Here is a 17,551-nt window from a genome sequence, read left to right as displayed (position 1 = left end):
CCGTCTCCACGTGGTGGCAGGGTATGGGGGGGGAAGCAATCAATGCGCTGAAACTGTTGTCGGCTGCCTCGTGATTCGCGATCAGCCTTGCAGTAGGACGGGAGACAGAAAGTCAGCCACCGTCTGCGGGTGCTCCAGATGCAAGTGGTGGCCGCCGTCCAGATGCTGGGCCTGGATATCGTTGATGCAGGCGATGCGCTCGGCCATCAGTCGGTCGGGCAGATAGGGTGTGGTCGGGCGCGCCAGTACCAGGCGGGTCGGTGCGCTGATGCCGGCCAGGAGGTCGCGCACCTGGCTCTCGGCCAGGCGCAGCGTGGTCGGTACCGTCAGGCGCGGATCGCTGCGCCAGCTGTAGCCACCCTCCACGGCGCGCACGGCGCGCTCGATGATCGGTTGCGCCAAATCGGCGGCCAGGTCGCTGGCAGCGGCGCGCGCGGCGATGGCTTCGGAGATGCTGGCGAATACGCGAAGGCGCTTGCGCGTGCTGCGCTCGCGCTGGGTCAGCGCCTGCCGGAAGCGTTCCAGCGTGCGTCCGCCGCTGTCGGCCAGTGGTCCCAGGCCTTCGATCAGCGCCAGGCCGGTGATGCGCTCACCCAGCGCCGCCGCGGCCAGGCTGGCCACGCCCGCCCCCAGCGAGTGGCCGAGCAGGGCGAAGTGCTCCAATGGCAGTGCGTCGGCGGCGGCGATCACCGCGTCCACGTAGTCGGTGAAGTGATAATGCAGCAAGCGCCCTTGCGGCAGGTGGTCGGAGTGGCCGTGGCCGGGCAGGTCCAGCGCGATGACGCGATGCGTCTCGGTCAGTCGTGGCGTGAGCTTGGCAAAGCTCGCGGCATTGTCCAGCCAACCATGCAGGGCGATCACCGGTGGCGCATCGTCGGCGCCCCATTGGCAGGCGCTGAGCGTGGTGCCTTCCAGTGCGATGCGGCGCTCACGCATCGGCGATGCTCGCGCGCATGGCTTGGGCGCGCTGATGCGCGGCGGTGAGCGCGGCCTTGGCCGCGCCAATGTCGAAATCCGGATCGAACTCCGGCCAGCCCTGGCCGTGGCGCAGCACCAGCTCGGTCAGCGCGGCGACGTGATCGGGCTGTGCGTTAAGTGCGCTGATGTAGCTCAACGACTCGCCGCCGGCCTCAAGGAAGAATTCGCGGTTCTGCATGGCGATTTCCTCCAGCGTTTCCAGGCAGTCCACGGCAAAGCCCGGGCAGGCCACATCCAGCTTTCTGACGCCTTGCGCGGCCAACGCACGCACGGTTTCGTCGGTATAGGGATGCAGCCAGCGCTCACGGCCCACGCGCGACTGGAAGCTGACTACCAGCTCGTTTTCGGACAACCCAAGGCGTTCGCGCAATAGGCGTGCGGTGGCCTGGCACTGGCAGAAGTACGGATCGCCGGCGCGCACGTAGCGCTCGGGGATGCCATGGAAGCTCAGCAGCAGCTTGTCGCCGCGCCCCTGCGACTGCCAGTGGGCGCGAATGGAGTCGGCCAGCGCCTCGATGTAGGCGCTGTCGGCGTGATAGTCGTTGATGATGCGAAGTTCCGGTGGCCAGCGCAGACCCTTGCAGGCATCGGCCACCGCGTCGATCACCGAGCCGGTGGAAGTGGCCGAGTACTGCGGATAAAGCGGCAATACCAGTAGCCGGCGCACGCCTTCGCGTTGCAGCTGGGCAATGGTGTCGGCGACGGCCGGCTGACCATAGCGCATGGCCAGCGCGACGCGAATCGGGCCGGGCCGGCGCCGCGCGATGGCGCCCTGCATGCTGCTGGCCAGGGCCTCGCTGCCCACACGCAGCGGCGAGCCTTGCGGCGTCCAGATCTTCGCGTAGGCCTCGGCAGAGCGCGTGGGACGCACACGCAGGATGATACCGTGCAGAATCAACTGCCACAGCCAGCGCGGGTATTCGATCACGCGCTGATCGCCAAGGAATTCGGCCAAATACGGCCGCACCGCCTTGGCGGTGGGCGCCGAAGGTGTACCCAGGTTAACCAGCAGCACGGCGGCCTGGGCTGGCAGGTCATGGGAATAGCCGGCAAGGCCGGTATAGTTGCGAGCGTTGGGCATGGGCGCTTGAAAGGGAACCGCGGAAGCGGTTTCGCAGTCTGCCATAACTGCCGGCGTCTACGTGTCCGTGCAATCCCCGCATTGTTCCAGCCGATGGAGTCCCCTCATGTTCAATCGTTCCGTGCGTCGAGTGCTGGTGCTGGCTGCCGTCATGCTGGCGCCGGCTTTTGCCGTTCATGCGCAGCAGGCCAAGGACCTGGATCGCGCCACCCAGGCCACGCGTGTGCTTGCTGAAATCATGCAGGCCCCGGACAAGGCTATTCCGCAGGATCTGCTGCGCAACGCCAAGGCCATCGCGGTGATTCCCGATGTGATCAAGGCCGGTTTCGTGTTCGGCGGCCGTCACGGCGAGGGCCTGATTTCGGTCAAGACCGCCGACGGCACCTGGTCCAATCCCAGCTACATCACGCTGACCGGAGGCTCGGTGGGCTTCCAGGCCGGTGTCTCATCCACCGACGTGGTGCTGGTGTTCCGCACCCAGGCCGGTGTCGACGGCATCGTCAACGGCAAGTTCACCCTGGGCGCCGACGCGGCGGCCGCCGCCGGCCCGGTGGGGCGCAACGCCAATGCTTCCACCGATGGCCAGCTTAAGGCCGAAATCTACTCCTACTCGCGTTCGCGTGGCCTGTTCGCCGGCGTGGCGTTGGATGGTTCGGCGCTGCGCATCGATTACGACGCCAACGCGGCGATCTATGGTGCCGGCATCACCCCACGCCGCATCTTCGAGGGTGGCGTCAGCAACGTGCCCAATCCGGTGGTCAATTTCCGCGACCGTCTGGAGGAGTACACTGCGCACTGAGTGGTGCGTTAGCGTACCTGACAGGTGCCGTCCGCCGGGCGGCACCCCTTTGAAGATGTGTATGAAGAGGTAGTCCCGTGAGCATAGGTCCCCTGCAGCTGCTGCTGGTTCTCCTGATCGTCGTGCTGCTGTTCGGCACCAAGAAGCTGGGCAATATCGGCTCGGATCTGGGCAAGGCCATCCGTGGTTTCAAGAAGGGCATGAACGACGACGAGGACAAGGACGCCCAGTTCAAGGATTCGCAGGCCCGCGTCAATACCGACGAGGAAAAGGCGTCGGTCAAGACCGAGCAGAATCAGTCGTCCGAACAGTCCAAGCACTGACACCCGCCTAAAGCCACCGAACCATGTTCGACATTGGATTCGGCGAGATGCTCGTGGTGGGCATCATCGCCTTGTTGGTGCTCGGCCCTGAGCGCCTGCCCGGAGCTGCGCGTACCGCCGGTCAGTTCATCCGCAAGATGCGCGATGCCTGGAACGGCGTGCGCAGCGAGGTGGAGCGCGAGCTGGAAGCCGAAGAGCTGCGTCGCAACCTGCGCGAGGCCCGCGAACATGCGCGCCGCGCCGAGGAAGTGATGCGCGACACCGTACGTCGCACCAACGAAGGGGTGCGCGAGTCGGTCGATGCCGTGCGCGAAAGCGTGCGCGAAGCGCGTGAGCAGGCCGGGGCGCGTGCCGAGGCGGCCGATCAGGCGCGCCAGTCGGCTGACAAGGCCGGCACGGGCGCCGTCGACGAGGACGCGCATGAACAGGCATCGTCAGCGTCCGCGCACGATGCCAAGGAGCCGCCGCATGGTCGATGAGCACGACGATATCGCCGACGGTGAAAGCGAAGGCGAAGGCCTGCTCAGTCATCTGCTGGAACTGCGCACACGGCTGCTGAAGGCCGTGGCCACCGTGCTGGTGGTGTTCGTGGCGCTGTTTCCGTTTCGCGAATGGCTGTACAGCGAGCTGGCCGCGCCGCTGGTGATGCATCTGCCCAAGGGCGGGCACCTGATTGCCACCGAGGTGGCCAGCCCGTTCTTCACGCCGATCAAGCTGGCCATCGTGCTGGCGCTGGTGCTGTCCATGCCGATGCTGATCTATCAGGCCTGGGCGTTTGTCAGTCCGGGGCTGTACCGGCACGAGAAGCGTCTGGCGCGTCCGCTGCTGGTGTCGGCGGTGCTGCTGTTCTACATCGGCTGCGCGTTCGCCTATTTCCTGGTGATGCCGGCGGCGTTCGCATTCCTGACGGCGGTCACGCCGCAGGGCGTGCAGATGATGACCGACATCAACCACTACCTGGGCTTCGTGCTGACGCTGCTGTTCGCCTTCGGCCTGTGCTTCGAGGTGCCGGTGGCGGTGGTGATCATGGCCGCCATCGGCGTGCTGCCCATTGCCAAGCTGCGCAAATCGCGCCCCTACGTGGTGGTGATCTGCTTTGCCCTGGCCGCGGTGCTGACACCGCCGGATATCACTTCGCAGGTGATGCTGGGTGTGCCGATGTACCTGCTGTACGAGTTGGGCATCATTGCCGCGCGCGTGCTGGTGAAGTCGGACGAAAGCGAAGGCGACGAAGAGGCCGCCAGCGAAAGCTGATCATCGCGGCCCGGGGTCGTGATCGGATACAAAAAAGCCGCGGCGCTTGGGGCGTCGCGGCTTTTTTGTTGGGCTATTGCGTCGATCAGGCTTTAAGCGCCGCGGCCTCGCGCGCCAGGCGCTCGATGCGATCCCAGTCGCCGCCGGCCAGGGCATCCTTGGGCGTCAGCCACGAACCGCCGACGCAGACCACGTTGGCAAGGTTCAGGTAATCGTTGGCCGTTTCCGGCTTGATGCCGCCGGTGGGGCAGAAACGGATGCCCGGCAGCGGGCTAGCCCAGGCGCCCAGCAGCTTGGGGCCACCGGCGTAGGCGGCCGGGAAAAACTTCTGGAAGCGGTAGCCGCGCTCGAGCAGCGTCATCGCCTCACCCGCAGTGGCGGCGCCGGGCAGCAGCGGCAGCGCGCTGGCATCGGCGGCGTCGAGCAATGCCGGCGAGGCGCCGGGGGAGACGGCAAACTTGGCGCCGGCGGCCTCGGCGTCCTGCAGCTGGGCGGCACCTAGCACGGTGCCGACGCCGACGATGGCGCCTTCCACCTCGGAGGCAATGGCGCGTACAGCGTCCAGCGCGGCCGGCGTGCGCAGCGTCACTTCAATGGCCGGCGTGCCGCCAGCGACCAGCGCGCGCGCCATCGGTACGGCGTGGGCGGCATCCTCGATGATGACCACCGGCACCACCGGGGCGCGTTCCAGGGTGGCGGCAATCTGCGCCTGCTTGGTTTCTTGCGGGTTCATGGTGAGCAATTCCGTAGATGGGTGGCTTGTCGGTGGCTGTTGTGCCGGGGGCGCTCAGGCGTCGGCGGCGTGGTGCAGGTCCTGCGTGCCGAACACGCTGGCGCCGGTGTCGCCGGTGCCGACAGCGTTGCGCATCAGCGCGAACAGCTCGCGACCCATGCCGTGGTGGTGATGGGTCAGGTCGGCCTTGACCATCTCGCGTGCGTTCCATTCGGCGTCGTCGACCAGCGCTTCCAGCGTGCCGGCGGTGACGTCCAGGCGGATCATGTCGCCGTTGCGCACCTTGGCCAGCGGGCCGCCGTCGATGGCTTCCGGGCTGACATGGATGGCTGCCGGGATCTTGCCCGAGGCGCCGGACATGCGCCCGTCGGTGACCAGTGCCACGCGGTGGCCGCGGCCCTGCAGCACGCCCAGCGTCGGCGTCAGCTTGTGCAGCTCCGGCATGCCGATGGCCCGCGGGCCCTGGAAGCGCACCACGGCGACGAAGTCGCGGTCCAGGTCGCCGCGATCGAAGGCGGTTTTGACATCGTTCTGGTCCTCGAACACCACGGCCGGGGCCTCGATCACATAGCGATCCTCGGGCACCGAGGACACCTTGATCACCGAGCGACCCAGGTTGCCCTTGAGCGTGCGCAGGCCGCCATCGGCGCGGAACGGCTCGCTGGCCGGGCGCAGGATGTTGGGATTGGCACTCTCGGTGACCGGCGTGTAGACCAGTGTGCCGGTCTCGTCCAGCGACGGCATGCAGCGGTAGGCATCCATGCCGGAGCCCCACACCGTCTGCACATCGCCGTGCAGCAGGCCGGCGTCGAGCAGCTGGCCGATCAGGTACGGCATGCCGCCGGCCTGGTGGAAATGGTTGATGTCGGCGTAACCGTTGGGGTAGACGCGAGCCAGCAGGGGCACCACCGAGGACAGCGCGTCGAAGTCTTCCAGCGTCAGCACGATGCCGGCCGCGGCGGCCACGGCGATCAGATGCAGCAGGTGATTGGTGGAGCCGCCGGTGGCGTGCAGGCCGATCACGCCGTTGACGATGGTGCGCTCGTCGACCATGCGCCCAACCGGGGTGTAATTATCGCCCTGCGCGGTGATGGCGGCAGCGCGGCGCACGGCCTCGGTAGTCAGCGTGTCGCGCAGCGGGGTGTTCGGATTGACGAAGCTCGAGCCCGGCAGGTGCAGGCCCATGATCTCCATCAGCATCTGGTTGGAGTTGGCGGTGCCGTAGAAGGTGCAGGTGCCGGGCGAGTGGTAGGACTTGGACTCGGCTTCCAGCAGCTTGTCCTGGGCGACCTTGCCTTCAGCAAACGCCTGGCGCACGGCGGCCTTGTCCTCGTTGGGCAGGCCGCTGGGCATCGGCCCGGCCGGCACGAAGACGGCCGGCAGATGGCCAAAGGTCAGCGCGGCGATCATCAGGCCCGGCACGATCTTGTCGCAGATCCCCAGGAACATGGCCGCGTCGAACATGTCGTGCGACAGCGCCACGCCGGCCGACATGGCGATCACATCGCGCGAGAACAGGCTCAGTTCCATGCCGGCCTGGCCCTGGGTGACGCCGTCGCACATCGCCGGTACGCCACCGGCCACCTGCGCGGTGGCGCCTACCTCACGCGCAATCGAGCGGATCAGCTCGGGGTAGCGCTCGTATGGCTGGTGCGCCGAGAGCATGTCGTTATAGGCGGTAACAATGCCGAGGTTGGGCGTGACCTCGCCCTTCAGGCGATCCTTGTCGGTGGCGCCGCAGGCGGCGAAGCCATGGGCCAGGTTGCCGCACGACAGGTGACGGCGGTGCGGACCGTTGCCCTTGGCGGCATCGATACGCGCCAGATAGGCCTGGCGCGAAGCGCGGCTGCGCTCGGCGATGCGTTCGGTGACTTCGGCGATGGTCGGATGCACGTTCATGGCGTTGGCTCTTGCGGTGCCCGTGGCGCGGGCGGTGTTCGGAAAAAGACTTGCAGGTGGCGCGCTTTCAGGGCGCCCAGTAGGTTTCCAGCTCGGCGGCCAGCTTGATTACCCGGGTGATCGGGTAATCGGTGCCGTTCAGCGCCTGCTCGTAGACCTCGCGCTTGCCGTCACCTTCGATGTGCAGGTACAGCGCACGGGCTTCGATCAGGCGTGGCACGGTCAGGGTGACGCGTGGCTCGCCGGCGCCTTCGGCACGCATCGGCAGCACACTGTGCGTGCCGTTCGGGTCCAGCGCTTCGTCCAGGCGGTCACCGCCGGGAAAGAACGAGGCCGTGTGGCCGTCACCACCCATGCCCAGCACCGCCACGTCCAGCGGCAGCGCCAGGCCGTCAATGCGCGCATTGATGGTGGCCAGGGCACTTTCCGGGGTCGGTGCGGCGGCATACAGCGGCACGAAATGCGCCGCGGCGGCCTTGTTCTTGAGCAGGTGGGTCTTGAGCAGGCGCGCGTTGGAACGCTCGTCGCTGTCATCCACCCAGCGCTCGTCGACCAGGGTCACGGTGACCCGGCTCCAGTCGATTTCGGTGCCGGACAGGGTTTCCATCAGCAGTTTCGGCGTGCTGCCGCCCGACAGCGCCAGCAGTGCGCTGCCGCGGCTGGCGATGGCCTCGCTCAGCTGGGCGGCGATGCGGCCGGCCAGCGCCTGGGCCAGAACCGGCTTGCTGTCGTAGGTATGCATCGTCGGATTCATGCGTGTCGCTCTCTTGGTACGGATGCGTGGGCGCCAGAGGGCGGCGCCACACGCCGGTGAATCATTGCTCGTCTTCGTCGTCGTGCCAGGTGCGGCCATCGCGCTCGATCAGCGCCACCGAGGCGCTCGGGCCCCAGGTGCCGGCCACGTACGACTTCGGGCCTTCGGAGGAGGTCTGCCAGGCGTTGAGGATCGGGTCGATCCAGCTCCAGGCCGCTTCCACCTCGTCACGACGCATGAACAGCGTCAGGTTGCCGCGCACCACGTCCAGCAGCAGGCGCTCGTAGGCATCGGGCTGCTGCACGCCGAAGGCTTCGGCAAAGCTCATGTCCAGCGCCACGCGCTGCAGGCGCAGGCCGCCGGGGCCCGGGTACTTGCTCATCACCCACAGCTTGACGCCTTCGTCCGGCTGCAGGCGCAACACCAGCTTGTTGGCGGCGATCGGGCCGCTGCCGTTCTCGAAGATCGAATGCGGAATGCAGCGGAAGCTGACCACGATTTCCGAGACGCGCTCGGGCAGGCGCTTGCCGGTGCGCAGGTAGAACGGCACGCCGGCCCAGCGCCAGTTGGCCACTTCGGTCTTCAGCGCGACGAAGGTCTCGGTGTTGGAGTGATCATCGCCCAGGTCTTCCAGGTAGCCCGGTGCGGCGCCGTCACGGGTGGCGCCGGCGCGGTACTGGCCGCGCACGGTGAGCTTGCCGGCGTTCTCGTTGTCGATTGGCGTCAGCGAGCGCAGCACCTTGAGCTTTTCGTCGCGCACGGCGTCGGCATCCAGCGAGGCCGGCGGCTCCATGGCGACCATGCACAGCAGCTGCAGCAGGTGATTCTGCACCATGTCGCGCAGCGCGCCGGCGGTGTCGTAGTACGAACCGCGCGTGCCCACACCCAGCGTTTCGGCCACGGTGATCTGCACGTGGTCGATATGTGCCGAATTCCACAGCGGCTCGAACAGGGCGTTGCCAAAGCGCAGAGCCAGCAGGTTCTGCACCGTTTCCTTGCCCAGGTAATGATCGATGCGGAAGATCTGGCTCTCGTCGAACACCGCGCCGACGGCATCGTTGATGCGCTGGGCGCTTTCCAGGTTCTTGCCGATCGGCTTTTCGATGACCACGCGCGAGCGGCCGCAGTGCAGGTTGTGCTGGCGCAGGCGCTCGCAGAGATCGACGAAGATCGACGGGCTGGTCGACAGGTAGAAGATGCGAATGCGCTTGGCGTCGGACAGGTCCTCGGCGAACTCGTTCCAGCCCTTGTCGACGGTGGCATCCAGCGGGTGGTAGCCGACCAGTTTCAGGAACGGGTCGACCTGCTTGGCCAGATCCTTGTTGTCGCCGGCCGCCTGCTTGATGGCGTCCTTCACGCGCTTGGCGTATTCGTCCGAGTCGATCTCCTCGCGCGCCACGCCGATGATGCGGCTGTCGTCGGGAATCTGGCCGTCGGCGAATCGATGGAACAGCGCCGGCAGCAGCTTGCGCATGGCCAGATCGCCCGTGCCGCCAAAGATGACTAGGTCGAACACTTCGACCGGCTTTGCCTGAACACTCACGGGAATACCTCGGGAATCGCTGGTGGGGACGGTGGTACGACAAAAGCATACCACCTACATACCAATAGCATGAACTCAAGGCTTGCTTGGTGCAAGTTCGAGCATGCGAGCCTGTCGCAACAGGTATACCATTGACCGATTGGTATTCGATTGGTATTTTCGCGACATGCAAGCGGCCCTCATCAGTGAATTTGAGCGCATGGGTATGGAACGTGCCGGAGTGCACGCGCCGGCCTACCTGCGCCTGCGTCGCGCCATCCGTCGTTCGGTGGAAAGCGGCGTCATCGAGCCGGGCCAGGCCTTGCCCAGCGAGCGCGAGATGGCGCGGCAGTTGTCGCTGTCGCGTGTCACCGTGCGCAAGGCCATCGCCGGCCTGGTCGAGGATGGCCTGCTGATGCAGCGCCACGGCGCCGGCACCTTCGTCGCCGAGCGCATCATCAAGCCGCTGTCACGCCTGACCAGCTTCACCGAGGACTTGCGCGCACGCGGGTTGAACCCGCGCGTGGTGTTCTTGAGCCGCGAAGTGGGCGAGGTAACCCCGGAAGAGGCGATGGCGCTGAATCTGTCGCCGGGCGCCAGCGTGGTGCGCCTGCACCGGCTGCGCTTTGCCGGAGACGACCCGCTGGCGGTGGAGCGCACCGCCGTGCCACACGACATTCTTTCCGACCCCATGCGCGTGGCCGAGTCGCTGTACGACGCGCTGGAGGCCCAGGGGCAGCGCCCGGTGCGCGCGCTGCAACGACTGCGCGCGGTCAATCTGACGGCCGAGCCGGCGCGCCAGCTCAAGCTGCCGGTCGGCGCCGCCGGCCTGGCGCTGGAGCGCCGCGCGTTCCTGGCCAATGGCAGGCTGGTCGAGTTCACCCAGTCTTATTACCGCGGCGATGCTTATGACTTCGTCGCCGAGTTGCAGGCCGAATGAGCTTGTCGGTCGCCATGGGCCGCCGTCACGGCGCTTTGATCATGCACGTCATCACGCGCGTTGCCGGGAAAGCAACGCGGCCGTTGGCGCGCCATTTTGTTCGACCACCTTTCACGAACCAGGAACCGATCCATGTCCGTTGAAGGCAAGTCCCCCGACGCCACCCTGATGTACGCCGAAGCCGGTGAGGCCGGCGCCACGCTGGCGCGCCAGTTGCGCGAAAACGATGCGGTGGTGCGCGAACTGGCCGAGCGCCTGCGCGCGACGCCGCCCGCGTTTGTCGCCACCTGCGCGCGCGGCAGCTCCGATCACGCCGCCACCTACGCCAAGTACGCGTTCGAAACGCGCACCGGCACCGTGACCGCCTCGGCGTCGCCCTCGGTGTCGTCGGTGTACGGTGCGCCCATGCGCCTGGAAGAGGCGCTGTACATCGCCATTTCGCAGTCGGGCAAGAGTCCGGATCTGGTCGCCAATGCGATGGCCGCGCGCAAGGCTGGCGCACATGTGGTGGCGATGGTCAATGTGGAGGATTCACCGCTGGCCGAGGCCGCCGACACGGTGATTGGCCTCAAAGCCGGTCCCGAGCGTAGTGTGGCGGCGACCAAGAGCTACCTGGGCGCGCTCGGCGCCATTGCCCACCTGACCGCGCATTGGTCCGGTGATGCCGCACTGCTGTCGGCACTGGAGGCCATGCCCGCCGCGCTGGACAAGGCGGCCGCGGCCGACTGGACGCCGCTGGTGGATGGCCTGGTCGAGGCCAATAACCTGTTCGTGCTCGGGCGCGGCTATGGCTTTGGCGCGGCACAGGAGGCGGCGCTGAAATTCAAGGAAACCTGTGGCCTGCACGCCGAGGGTTTCTCCACCGCCGAGGTCAAGCACGGACCCATGGCCATCGTCGGCAAGGACTTCCCGGTGCTGATGTTCACTCAGGATGATGGCACCCTGGACGGCGCGCGCGAGGTGGCCAGGGAGTTTCGCCGGCGCGGCGCCCGTGTATGGACGGTGGAGCCGGGCGACAGGCATGCCGACGCCTTGCCATCCGTTGCCGCTCCGCACGCCATGTACGCGCCGCTGCTGGCCGTGCAGAGCTTCTATCGGGCGGTCAACGCACTGGCGCTGCGTCGCGGACACGATCCGGACGTGCCACCGCATCTGAACAAGGTGACCGAAACCGTTTGAGCGCTGGGCCGGAGCCTGGCGCACCGGCCCAGCCACCGTCTTGACCGCTTCCTCGGAGCAACCCCATGGCCCACGCCCTCGTCAATGGACGCGTACTGACCCGTCACGGACTGCAGACCGGCTGCGCCGTGCTGGTGGAAGGGAGCAAAATCACCGGTCTGGCGTTGCCGTCGGATCGCCGTGTGCGCGCCGCCGAGCGGCATGATCTGCAAGGGCGGTATCTGTTGCCGGGCTTCATCGATGCCCAGGTCAACGGTGGCGGTGGCGTGTTGCTCAACCAGACGCCGACGGTGGAGGGCATCCGTGCCATTGCCCAGGCGCACCGCCCGTTCGGCACCACCGCGCTGCTGCCGACGCTGATCAGTGATCAGGTGTCGGTGATGCGCGAAGCCATTGCCGCCGTCGATGCGGCCATCGAGGCCGGCGTGCCCGGCGTGCTGGGCATTCATATCGAAGGACCGTATCTGGCCGAGAAGCGCAAGGGGATTCATCAGGCCGGCCACTTCCGCGTGCCCGACGCCGACGAGATCGCTCTGGCCTCATCGCTGAAAAAAGGCTGCACCCTGCTCACACTGGCGCCCGAGCAGGTACCCGAGGCCACCATTCGCGCGCTGGTCGAGCGCGGTGTGATCGTCGCCGCCGGGCATACCGCCGGCGACTACGCGCAGATCCGCGCCGGCCTGGATGCCGGCATCCGCGGCTTCACTCACCTGTTCAACGCCATGACCCCGCTGGCCAGCCGCGCCCCGGGTGCGGTGGGTGCTGCGCTGGATGATGCGCAAAGCTGGTGCGGCCTGATTGTCGATGGTCACCATGTCGACCCGGTCACCCTGCGCGTGGCCATCGCCGCCAAACCGCGCGGCAAGATGTTCCTGGTCACCGACGCCATGCCGCCGGTGGGTTCGGATCAGGACAGTTTTACCCTCAACGGTGTCACCATCACCTGTCGTGATGGCAAGTGTCAGGACGACGCCGGCACGCTGGCTGGCTCGGCGCTGGATATGGCCACCGCGGTGCGTCTGTGCGTGAAGGCGCTGGACCTGCCGCTGGCCGAGGCCGCGCGCATGGCCTCTACCTATGCCGCCGACTTCCTGGGCCTGTCGGCCACGCACGGCCGTATCGCCGCCGGTTACCGAGCCGATTTCGCGGTGATGGATGAACAACTGAAGGTGCGTGAGACCTGGATCGGCGGCCAGCGCCAGTCCCACGACTGACGCTGCCGCGCCGTCATAAAACGTCGTGATGATCACTTCCCCAGGACGACGGGCGTTGAACCTGTCGCGCACTTTGTTGCATCGGCACTAGGTCCGCGGACCGAAACACGGCACCATAGGACGCTGAACAGCGGCCCGTGATGCGGGCCGTCGCATCATGAGGGAAGGGGAAACAACACGCATGAGGGGCCATGTCCTTCGTCATGGGACGACTTGTTGCACAGGCGCTAAGGGTCACCGAGCAGGCACGTTAGCGGTATGAATCTGTTCACGCCCCTGGTGCGCCGTCCTGCCGGCATGAGTCTGCTGGCGCTGGGCCTTTGTCTGATCGGCATGCTGGCCTATCTGAAGCTGGGCGTGGCACCGCTGCCACAGCTGGAAATGCCCATGGTGGTGGTCACCGTGGCGCAGCCCGGTGCCAGCGCGCAGACCATGGCCAGCGCCGTCACCGCGCCACTGGAGCGGCATCTGGGCCGTATCGCCGGTCTTGATCAGATGAGCTCGACCAGCAGCGAGGGCTCCTCGCAGATCATGCTGATGTTCCATCTGGATCAGCGCGTGGATGCCGCCGCGCGTGACGTGCAGGCGGCGATCAATGCCTCGGCCAGCGATCTGCCGACCAATCTGCCCTCGCCGCCCTCGCTGTTCAAGATCAACACCAACAACATCCCGCTGCTGTTGTTGGCGGTGACCTCGCCGACGATGTCACCGCAAGAGCTGTACGACCAGGCCGATACCATCCTTTCGCCCAGCCTGGCGCAGGTGCCGGGCGTAAGCCGGGTGCAGCTGATCGGCGGCTCCGCGCCGGCCATCCGCGTGCGCATGAACCCGCGCCAGCTGGCGGCAATGGATCTGACCGGCAACGACGTGCGCAACGCGCTGACCGCGGCCAATGTGACCTCGCCGCAGGGCACGCTGAGCGACGGCGACACGCAAATGATGGTGTCGGCCAACGACCAGCTGAAAACGCCGCAACAGTTTGCCCAGCTGGTCATCGCCCAGCGCAACGGCCGTGCCGTGCGATTGCGCGATGTGGCCAGCGTCGAGGCCGGCGCGCAGGATGATCACCAGGGTGCCTGGTTCAACGGCCAGCGCGCGGTGATCCTGCAGATCCAGAAGCGTCCGGACGCCAACGCACTGGCCGCGGTGGCGCAGATCAAGGCGCGCCTGCCGCAGCTGACCGCGGCGCTGCCGGCCGCGGTGCAGGTGACGCCGCTGTTCGATCTGACCAACACCACCAAGTCGTCGATCGACGAGGTGCAACTGGCGCTGGGCATTTCCGTGGTGCTGGTGGTGCTGGTGATGCTGGCCTTCCTGCGCCGGCCCGGGCCCACCCTGATTGCCGCCATCAGCGTGCCGCTGTCGCTGGCCGGTGCCTTCGTGGTGATGTGGATCGCCGGCTACACGCTCAACAACCTGTCGTTGATGGCGCTGGTGATCTGCATCGGCTTCGTGGTCGACGATGCCATCGTGGTCACCGAGAACATCGTGCGCCACATGGAAGCGGGCATGCGCCCGTTCGATGCCGCCGTCACCGGTGTGCGCGAGATTGGCTTCACGGTGATTTCCATCACCGTCTCGCTGCTGGCCGTGTTCGCGCCGTTGCTGTTCGAAAGCAGCCTGCTGGGCATGCTGATGCGCGAGTTCTCGGTGACACTGGCCGCGGCGGTGGTGATCTCGGCGATCGTGTCGCTGACGCTGACGCCGACCCTGTGTGCGCATTACCTGCATCACCGCGAAAAGCGCGAGGCCGAGCCCAAGCCCAAGCGCGGCCGCCTGCGCCAACGCCTGGCGCGGCTGGATGGCAGTGTGCAGCGCCTGTACGCGCGCTCGCTGGATTTTGCCCTGCATCACCGGCGCCTGATGCGCTGGCAGCCGGTACTGCTGCTGCTCTTGACGGTGTTGCTGGCGGTGGTGGTGACCAAGCTGGTGGGTTCCTCCTTCATGCCCAAGGAGGACACCGCGATGGTACGCGTGCAGGTCACCGCCGACGCCAACGTGTCGCCGAAGATTCTGGCCGAACGTCTGCAACGGGTGGCCTCGCGCCTGGAAAATGATCCGAACGTCGCCGATTCGGCGACCATCCTTGGTGCCGGTCGTGGCGGCGGCGTGGGCAACACCGGCGCCATCTTCATGGATCTGAAGCCACTGGGCGTGGGTGCCGGGCATCGTCGCGTGCGGGGCGATGCGGTGCTGGAAGAGCTGCGCAAGCGGGTGGCCGACATTCCCGGCGTGGATGTGTCGGTGAACATGGTGCAGTTCCTCGGGGGCGGCGGGGGCGGCGGCAGTGGCGCCGGCCAGACCTTCCAGCTGGTGTCCGACGGCAATGGCGATCTGCGCGCGGCCACGCTCAAGCTCGAGCGTGCGTTGCGCGGGCTCAAACAGCTGCGCGATGTCAGTTCCGACTACGACACGGCCGGGCTGGAGGAAGACATCCACATCGACCGGCAGAAGGCGTCGCGTCTGGGCGTGAGCGTGGCGCAGGTGGACACCGCGCTGTACAGCGCCTTCGGCGAGCAGCCGGTGTCGACCATCTATTCGGACATCAACCAGTATTACGTGGTGCTGAGCGCGCAGCCGCAGTTCACCGCCGGCCCCGAGGCGCTGAGTCGCCTGCACGTGCCTACCAGCAGCGGGCAGATGGTGCCGCTGTCGGCCATCGCCAGCATCAGCAGTGGCCTGACGCTGCCCTCGATTGCGCATTACAACCAGGTGCAGGTGTCCAACATCAATTACGACATGGCGCCCGGCGTGCAACTGAACGAGGCCATGGCGCTGATCGAGGCCACCGCCCGCGGCCTGCGTCTGCCCGATGGCATCCACGTGGATTTCAACGGCACCGGCCAGCAGTTTCGCGACATGCAGTCGAACTTCCCGATTCTGCTGCTGGGAGCGATCCTGGCCATGTACGTGGTGCTGGGCATTCTCTACGAAAGCCTGCGCCATCCGTTGACCATCCTTTCCACGTTGCCGGCCGCCGGTTGCGGCGCGTTTCTGGCTCTGCTGGTGACCGGTACGCCGCTGTCGCTGGTGGCGATCATCGCCATCCTTCTGCTGATCGGCATCATCAAGAAGAACGCCATCCTGATGGTGGACTTCGCGCTGGTGGCCGAACGTGAGCATGGCATGGACCCGGTCAGCGCGGTGCGCGAGGCTGCCCTGACGCGTTTCCGGCCGATCCTGATGACCACGCTGGTGGCCATGCTGAGCGCCTTGCCGCTGGCCATCGGCATTGGCGTGGGCTCGGAAATGCGCCAGCCGCTGGGTATTGCCATGATCGGCGGTCTGGCCGTGTCGCAGCTGTTGACGCTGTTGTCGACACCGGCCATTTACCTTGGCCATCACGATCGCGTGGTGCGCCGCGCGGCGCGGCGGCACAAGCGTGCCGTCAAGCGCCGTGCCAAGGTCTGGAAGCGTCTGCGCAAGCAGCGGCGCCGAGGTCGCTGAGGCTGGAGGGGCATTGCTGTCGCCCTCCCGCTATCTTGCCTGAGACGTCGACATCCCGGCGAAAGCTCGGCGTCGATGGGTGCGCCGCCCGGCAGCTCAGGGCGTTGGATGCCGGCGTTCGCCGGCATGACATCGCTTAGGCTGATGGAACCGGCCGATAGCTCATCACCGCGCGCAACACTTCCCGGACAGCGACATGCGAGAAGCTGCCATCCAGTGATGTGTGCCTGAAACTTCGACGCAGCACACGCGGCCGGATGGATGCGTCCATCGCCGCGTATCTTGGCCAGTTCGCCGGCGAAGGTGGCGCCGCTCAGCCCACCTTGCGCAAGGCCAGGGCCGGCATGCTGGCGCTTTGCACCATGTGATTGAAGCGCGCCATTTCGGTGCAGGTGCCGGCGCAGCGGTCAAACAGCTGGCAGATCCAGTCGATGAACACCTGCACGCGCGCCGAGACATGGCGGCGCTGCGGATAGACGATCCACAGCGGCGGACCGGCGGCGATCATGGCCGGGAACAGCGGCACCAGCTCGCCGCGCGCCAGCGCCGAGGCGGCCACGTAGTCGGTGGTCTGGATGATACCCAGGCCCATGATGCCGGCCTGCATCACCGATTCGGCGTCATTCAGAGAAAGCGCCGGAGCCACGTCCACTTCCTCGCGGCCGTGCTCGGTTTCGAAATACCAGGGGATGACGCCACGGATCGGCTTCACGTAGCCGATGCAGTCGTGTTCGCGCAGGGACGAAAGATCACGCGGGTAGCCGTGTTTGCGCAGGTAGTCCGGCGAGGCGCAGGTGATCATGCGCAGTTGGCCGATGCGCTTGGCGATCAGCGAGGAGTCGGCCATCTGGCCGATGCGCAGCGCGCAGTCGATGCCTTCCTCGACCATGTCCAGTGGCTGGTCGCTCATCGACAGTTCCAGCCGGATGTCCGGATACAGTCGGTTGAATTCGGGTAGATGCGGCAGCAGGGCGGCGCGGCCGATGGCCATGGTCGAAGCCACGCGCAGGCGGCCCTGCGGATGTTCGCGCGCGGCGCCCACGCTTTCGGTAGCCTCGTTCAGGTCGGCCAGGATGCGCTGGCAGCGGTCGTAGAAGGCGCGCCCTTCCTCGGTCAGGCTCAGCGAGCGCGTGGTGCGCGCCAGCAGGCGCACGCCCAGCTGGGTTTCCAGGCGCGATACCGCGCGGCTCACGCCCGAGGCACTCATGCCCAGGCCGCGCGCGGCGGCGGCGAACGTATTGGCCTCGACCACGCGGACGAAAGCCATGATAGCTGCCAGGTCCTGCATCCCCTTTTCTCCGATTGCTGACTGCGCGTCACGACACATATGCGCGACACCGCCCTTATTTTCGGTTCATCGTGGAATACCGGGGAAGGCAGCGCGGATCTTGAGGAAGAAATAGTCCTGATCCCGGTAGCCGTAGGCCC

15 protein-coding genes are annotated in these 17,551 nt (G+C 66.7%); 8 read left to right on the top strand and 7 right to left on the bottom strand.

Translation table 11 applies throughout. The features are described 5' to 3' along the window. Positions 1 to 81: 81 nt before the first annotated feature. Both HBF24_RS15880 and hemH read right to left on the bottom strand, forming a co-directional pair. Entirely contained in the window at positions 82 to 936 is an 855-nt protein-coding gene (locus tag HBF24_RS15880) for an alpha/beta hydrolase (RefSeq protein ID WP_167175156.1), read from the bottom strand. Then, positions 929 to 2,059 carry a ferrochelatase gene (gene hemH / locus HBF24_RS15875; RefSeq protein WP_167175153.1) on the bottom strand — a complete coding sequence of 377 codons (1,131 nt, stop codon included), beginning with the start codon at positions 2,057 to 2,059 and terminating at the stop codon, positions 929 to 931. Before hemH ends, HBF24_RS15880 begins: the two co-directional genes overlap by 8 nt. 106 nt (positions 2,060 to 2,165) lie before the next feature. Here hemH and HBF24_RS15870 point away from each other — a divergent pair, with 106 nt between their 5' ends. From HBF24_RS15870 to tatC, 4 genes are all read left to right on the top strand, one after another. Continuing rightward, a complete protein-coding gene (locus HBF24_RS15870) occupies positions 2,166 to 2,858 on the top strand; it encodes a lipid-binding SYLF domain-containing protein (RefSeq protein ID WP_167175150.1) in 693 nt (230 codons plus the stop codon). A gap of 77 nt (positions 2,859 to 2,935) precedes the next feature. Further along, a complete protein-coding gene (tatA, locus tag HBF24_RS15865) occupies positions 2,936 to 3,181 on the top strand; it encodes a twin-arginine translocase TatA/TatE family subunit (protein WP_167175144.1) in 246 nt (81 codons plus the stop codon). A 23-nt stretch (positions 3,182 to 3,204) separates the two neighbouring features. Beyond that, positions 3,205 to 3,660 carry a Sec-independent protein translocase protein TatB gene (tatB, locus tag HBF24_RS15860; protein WP_167175141.1) on the top strand — a complete coding sequence of 152 codons (456 nt, stop codon included), beginning with the start codon at positions 3,205 to 3,207 and terminating at the stop codon, positions 3,658 to 3,660. Then, the gene (gene tatC, locus HBF24_RS15855) at positions 3,650 to 4,435 is read left to right on the top strand and encodes a twin-arginine translocase subunit TatC (RefSeq protein ID WP_167175138.1); all 786 of its coding nucleotides are present in this window, start codon (positions 3,650 to 3,652) and stop codon (positions 4,433 to 4,435) included. Before tatB ends, tatC begins: the two co-directional genes overlap by 11 nt. An 85-nt stretch (positions 4,436 to 4,520) precedes the next feature. On the opposite strand, the gene eda is transcribed toward tatC, so the two are convergent. From eda to zwf, 4 genes are all read right to left on the bottom strand, one after another. Continuing rightward, positions 4,521 to 5,168 carry a bifunctional 4-hydroxy-2-oxoglutarate aldolase/2-dehydro-3-deoxy-phosphogluconate aldolase gene (gene eda / locus HBF24_RS15850; protein WP_167175135.1) on the bottom strand — a complete coding sequence of 216 codons (648 nt, stop codon included), beginning with the start codon at positions 5,166 to 5,168 and terminating at the stop codon, positions 4,521 to 4,523. 54 nt (positions 5,169 to 5,222) lie between these two features. Then, complete coding sequence (edd, locus tag HBF24_RS15845; protein WP_167175132.1) at positions 5,223 to 7,067, bottom strand: phosphogluconate dehydratase; 1,845 nt, start codon at positions 7,065 to 7,067, stop codon at positions 5,223 to 5,225. Positions 7,068 to 7,134: 67 nt separating this feature from the next. Continuing rightward, positions 7,135 to 7,821 carry a 6-phosphogluconolactonase gene (pgl, locus tag HBF24_RS15840; RefSeq protein WP_167175129.1) on the bottom strand — a complete coding sequence of 229 codons (687 nt, stop codon included), beginning with the start codon at positions 7,819 to 7,821 and terminating at the stop codon, positions 7,135 to 7,137. A 61-nt stretch (positions 7,822 to 7,882) separates the two neighbouring features. Continuing rightward, positions 7,883 to 9,364 (bottom strand): glucose-6-phosphate dehydrogenase, encoded by a 1,482-nt coding sequence (zwf, locus tag HBF24_RS15835; protein WP_167175126.1) that lies wholly within the window; start codon positions 9,362 to 9,364, stop codon positions 7,883 to 7,885. Between the two features lie 166 nt (positions 9,365 to 9,530). Here zwf and HBF24_RS15830 point away from each other — a divergent pair, with 166 nt between their 5' ends. The 4 genes from HBF24_RS15830 (at position 9,531) to HBF24_RS15815 (ending at position 16,123) form a co-directional block, all read left to right on the top strand. Beyond that, the gene (locus HBF24_RS15830) at positions 9,531 to 10,283 is read left to right on the top strand and encodes a GntR family transcriptional regulator (RefSeq protein ID WP_167175121.1); all 753 of its coding nucleotides are present in this window, start codon (positions 9,531 to 9,533) and stop codon (positions 10,281 to 10,283) included. A 132-nt stretch (positions 10,284 to 10,415) separates the two neighbouring features. Beyond that, complete coding sequence (locus HBF24_RS15825) at positions 10,416 to 11,462, top strand: SIS domain-containing protein (protein WP_167175119.1); 1,047 nt, start codon at positions 10,416 to 10,418, stop codon at positions 11,460 to 11,462. Positions 11,463 to 11,527: 65 nt separating this feature from the next. After that, complete coding sequence (gene nagA, locus HBF24_RS15820; RefSeq protein ID WP_167175116.1) at positions 11,528 to 12,676, top strand: N-acetylglucosamine-6-phosphate deacetylase; 1,149 nt, start codon at positions 11,528 to 11,530, stop codon at positions 12,674 to 12,676. 258 nt (positions 12,677 to 12,934) lie between these two features. Beyond that, positions 12,935 to 16,123 (top strand): efflux RND transporter permease subunit, encoded by a 3,189-nt coding sequence (locus HBF24_RS15815; RefSeq protein ID WP_167175113.1) that lies wholly within the window; start codon positions 12,935 to 12,937, stop codon positions 16,121 to 16,123. Positions 16,124 to 16,436: 313 nt separating this feature from the next. Here HBF24_RS15815 and HBF24_RS15810 read toward each other — a convergent pair whose 3' ends face one another. Then, a complete protein-coding gene (locus tag HBF24_RS15810; protein ID WP_167175111.1) occupies positions 16,437 to 17,390 on the bottom strand; it encodes a LysR family transcriptional regulator in 954 nt (317 codons plus the stop codon). Positions 17,391 to 17,551: the final 161 nt, after the last annotated feature.

This window comes from Oleiagrimonas sp. C23AA (genome assembly GCF_011759385.1).
Classification (GTDB): domain Bacteria; phylum Pseudomonadota; class Gammaproteobacteria; order Xanthomonadales; family Rhodanobacteraceae; genus Oleiagrimonas.
This window is presented reverse-complemented; position numbering and strand designations above follow the sequence as displayed.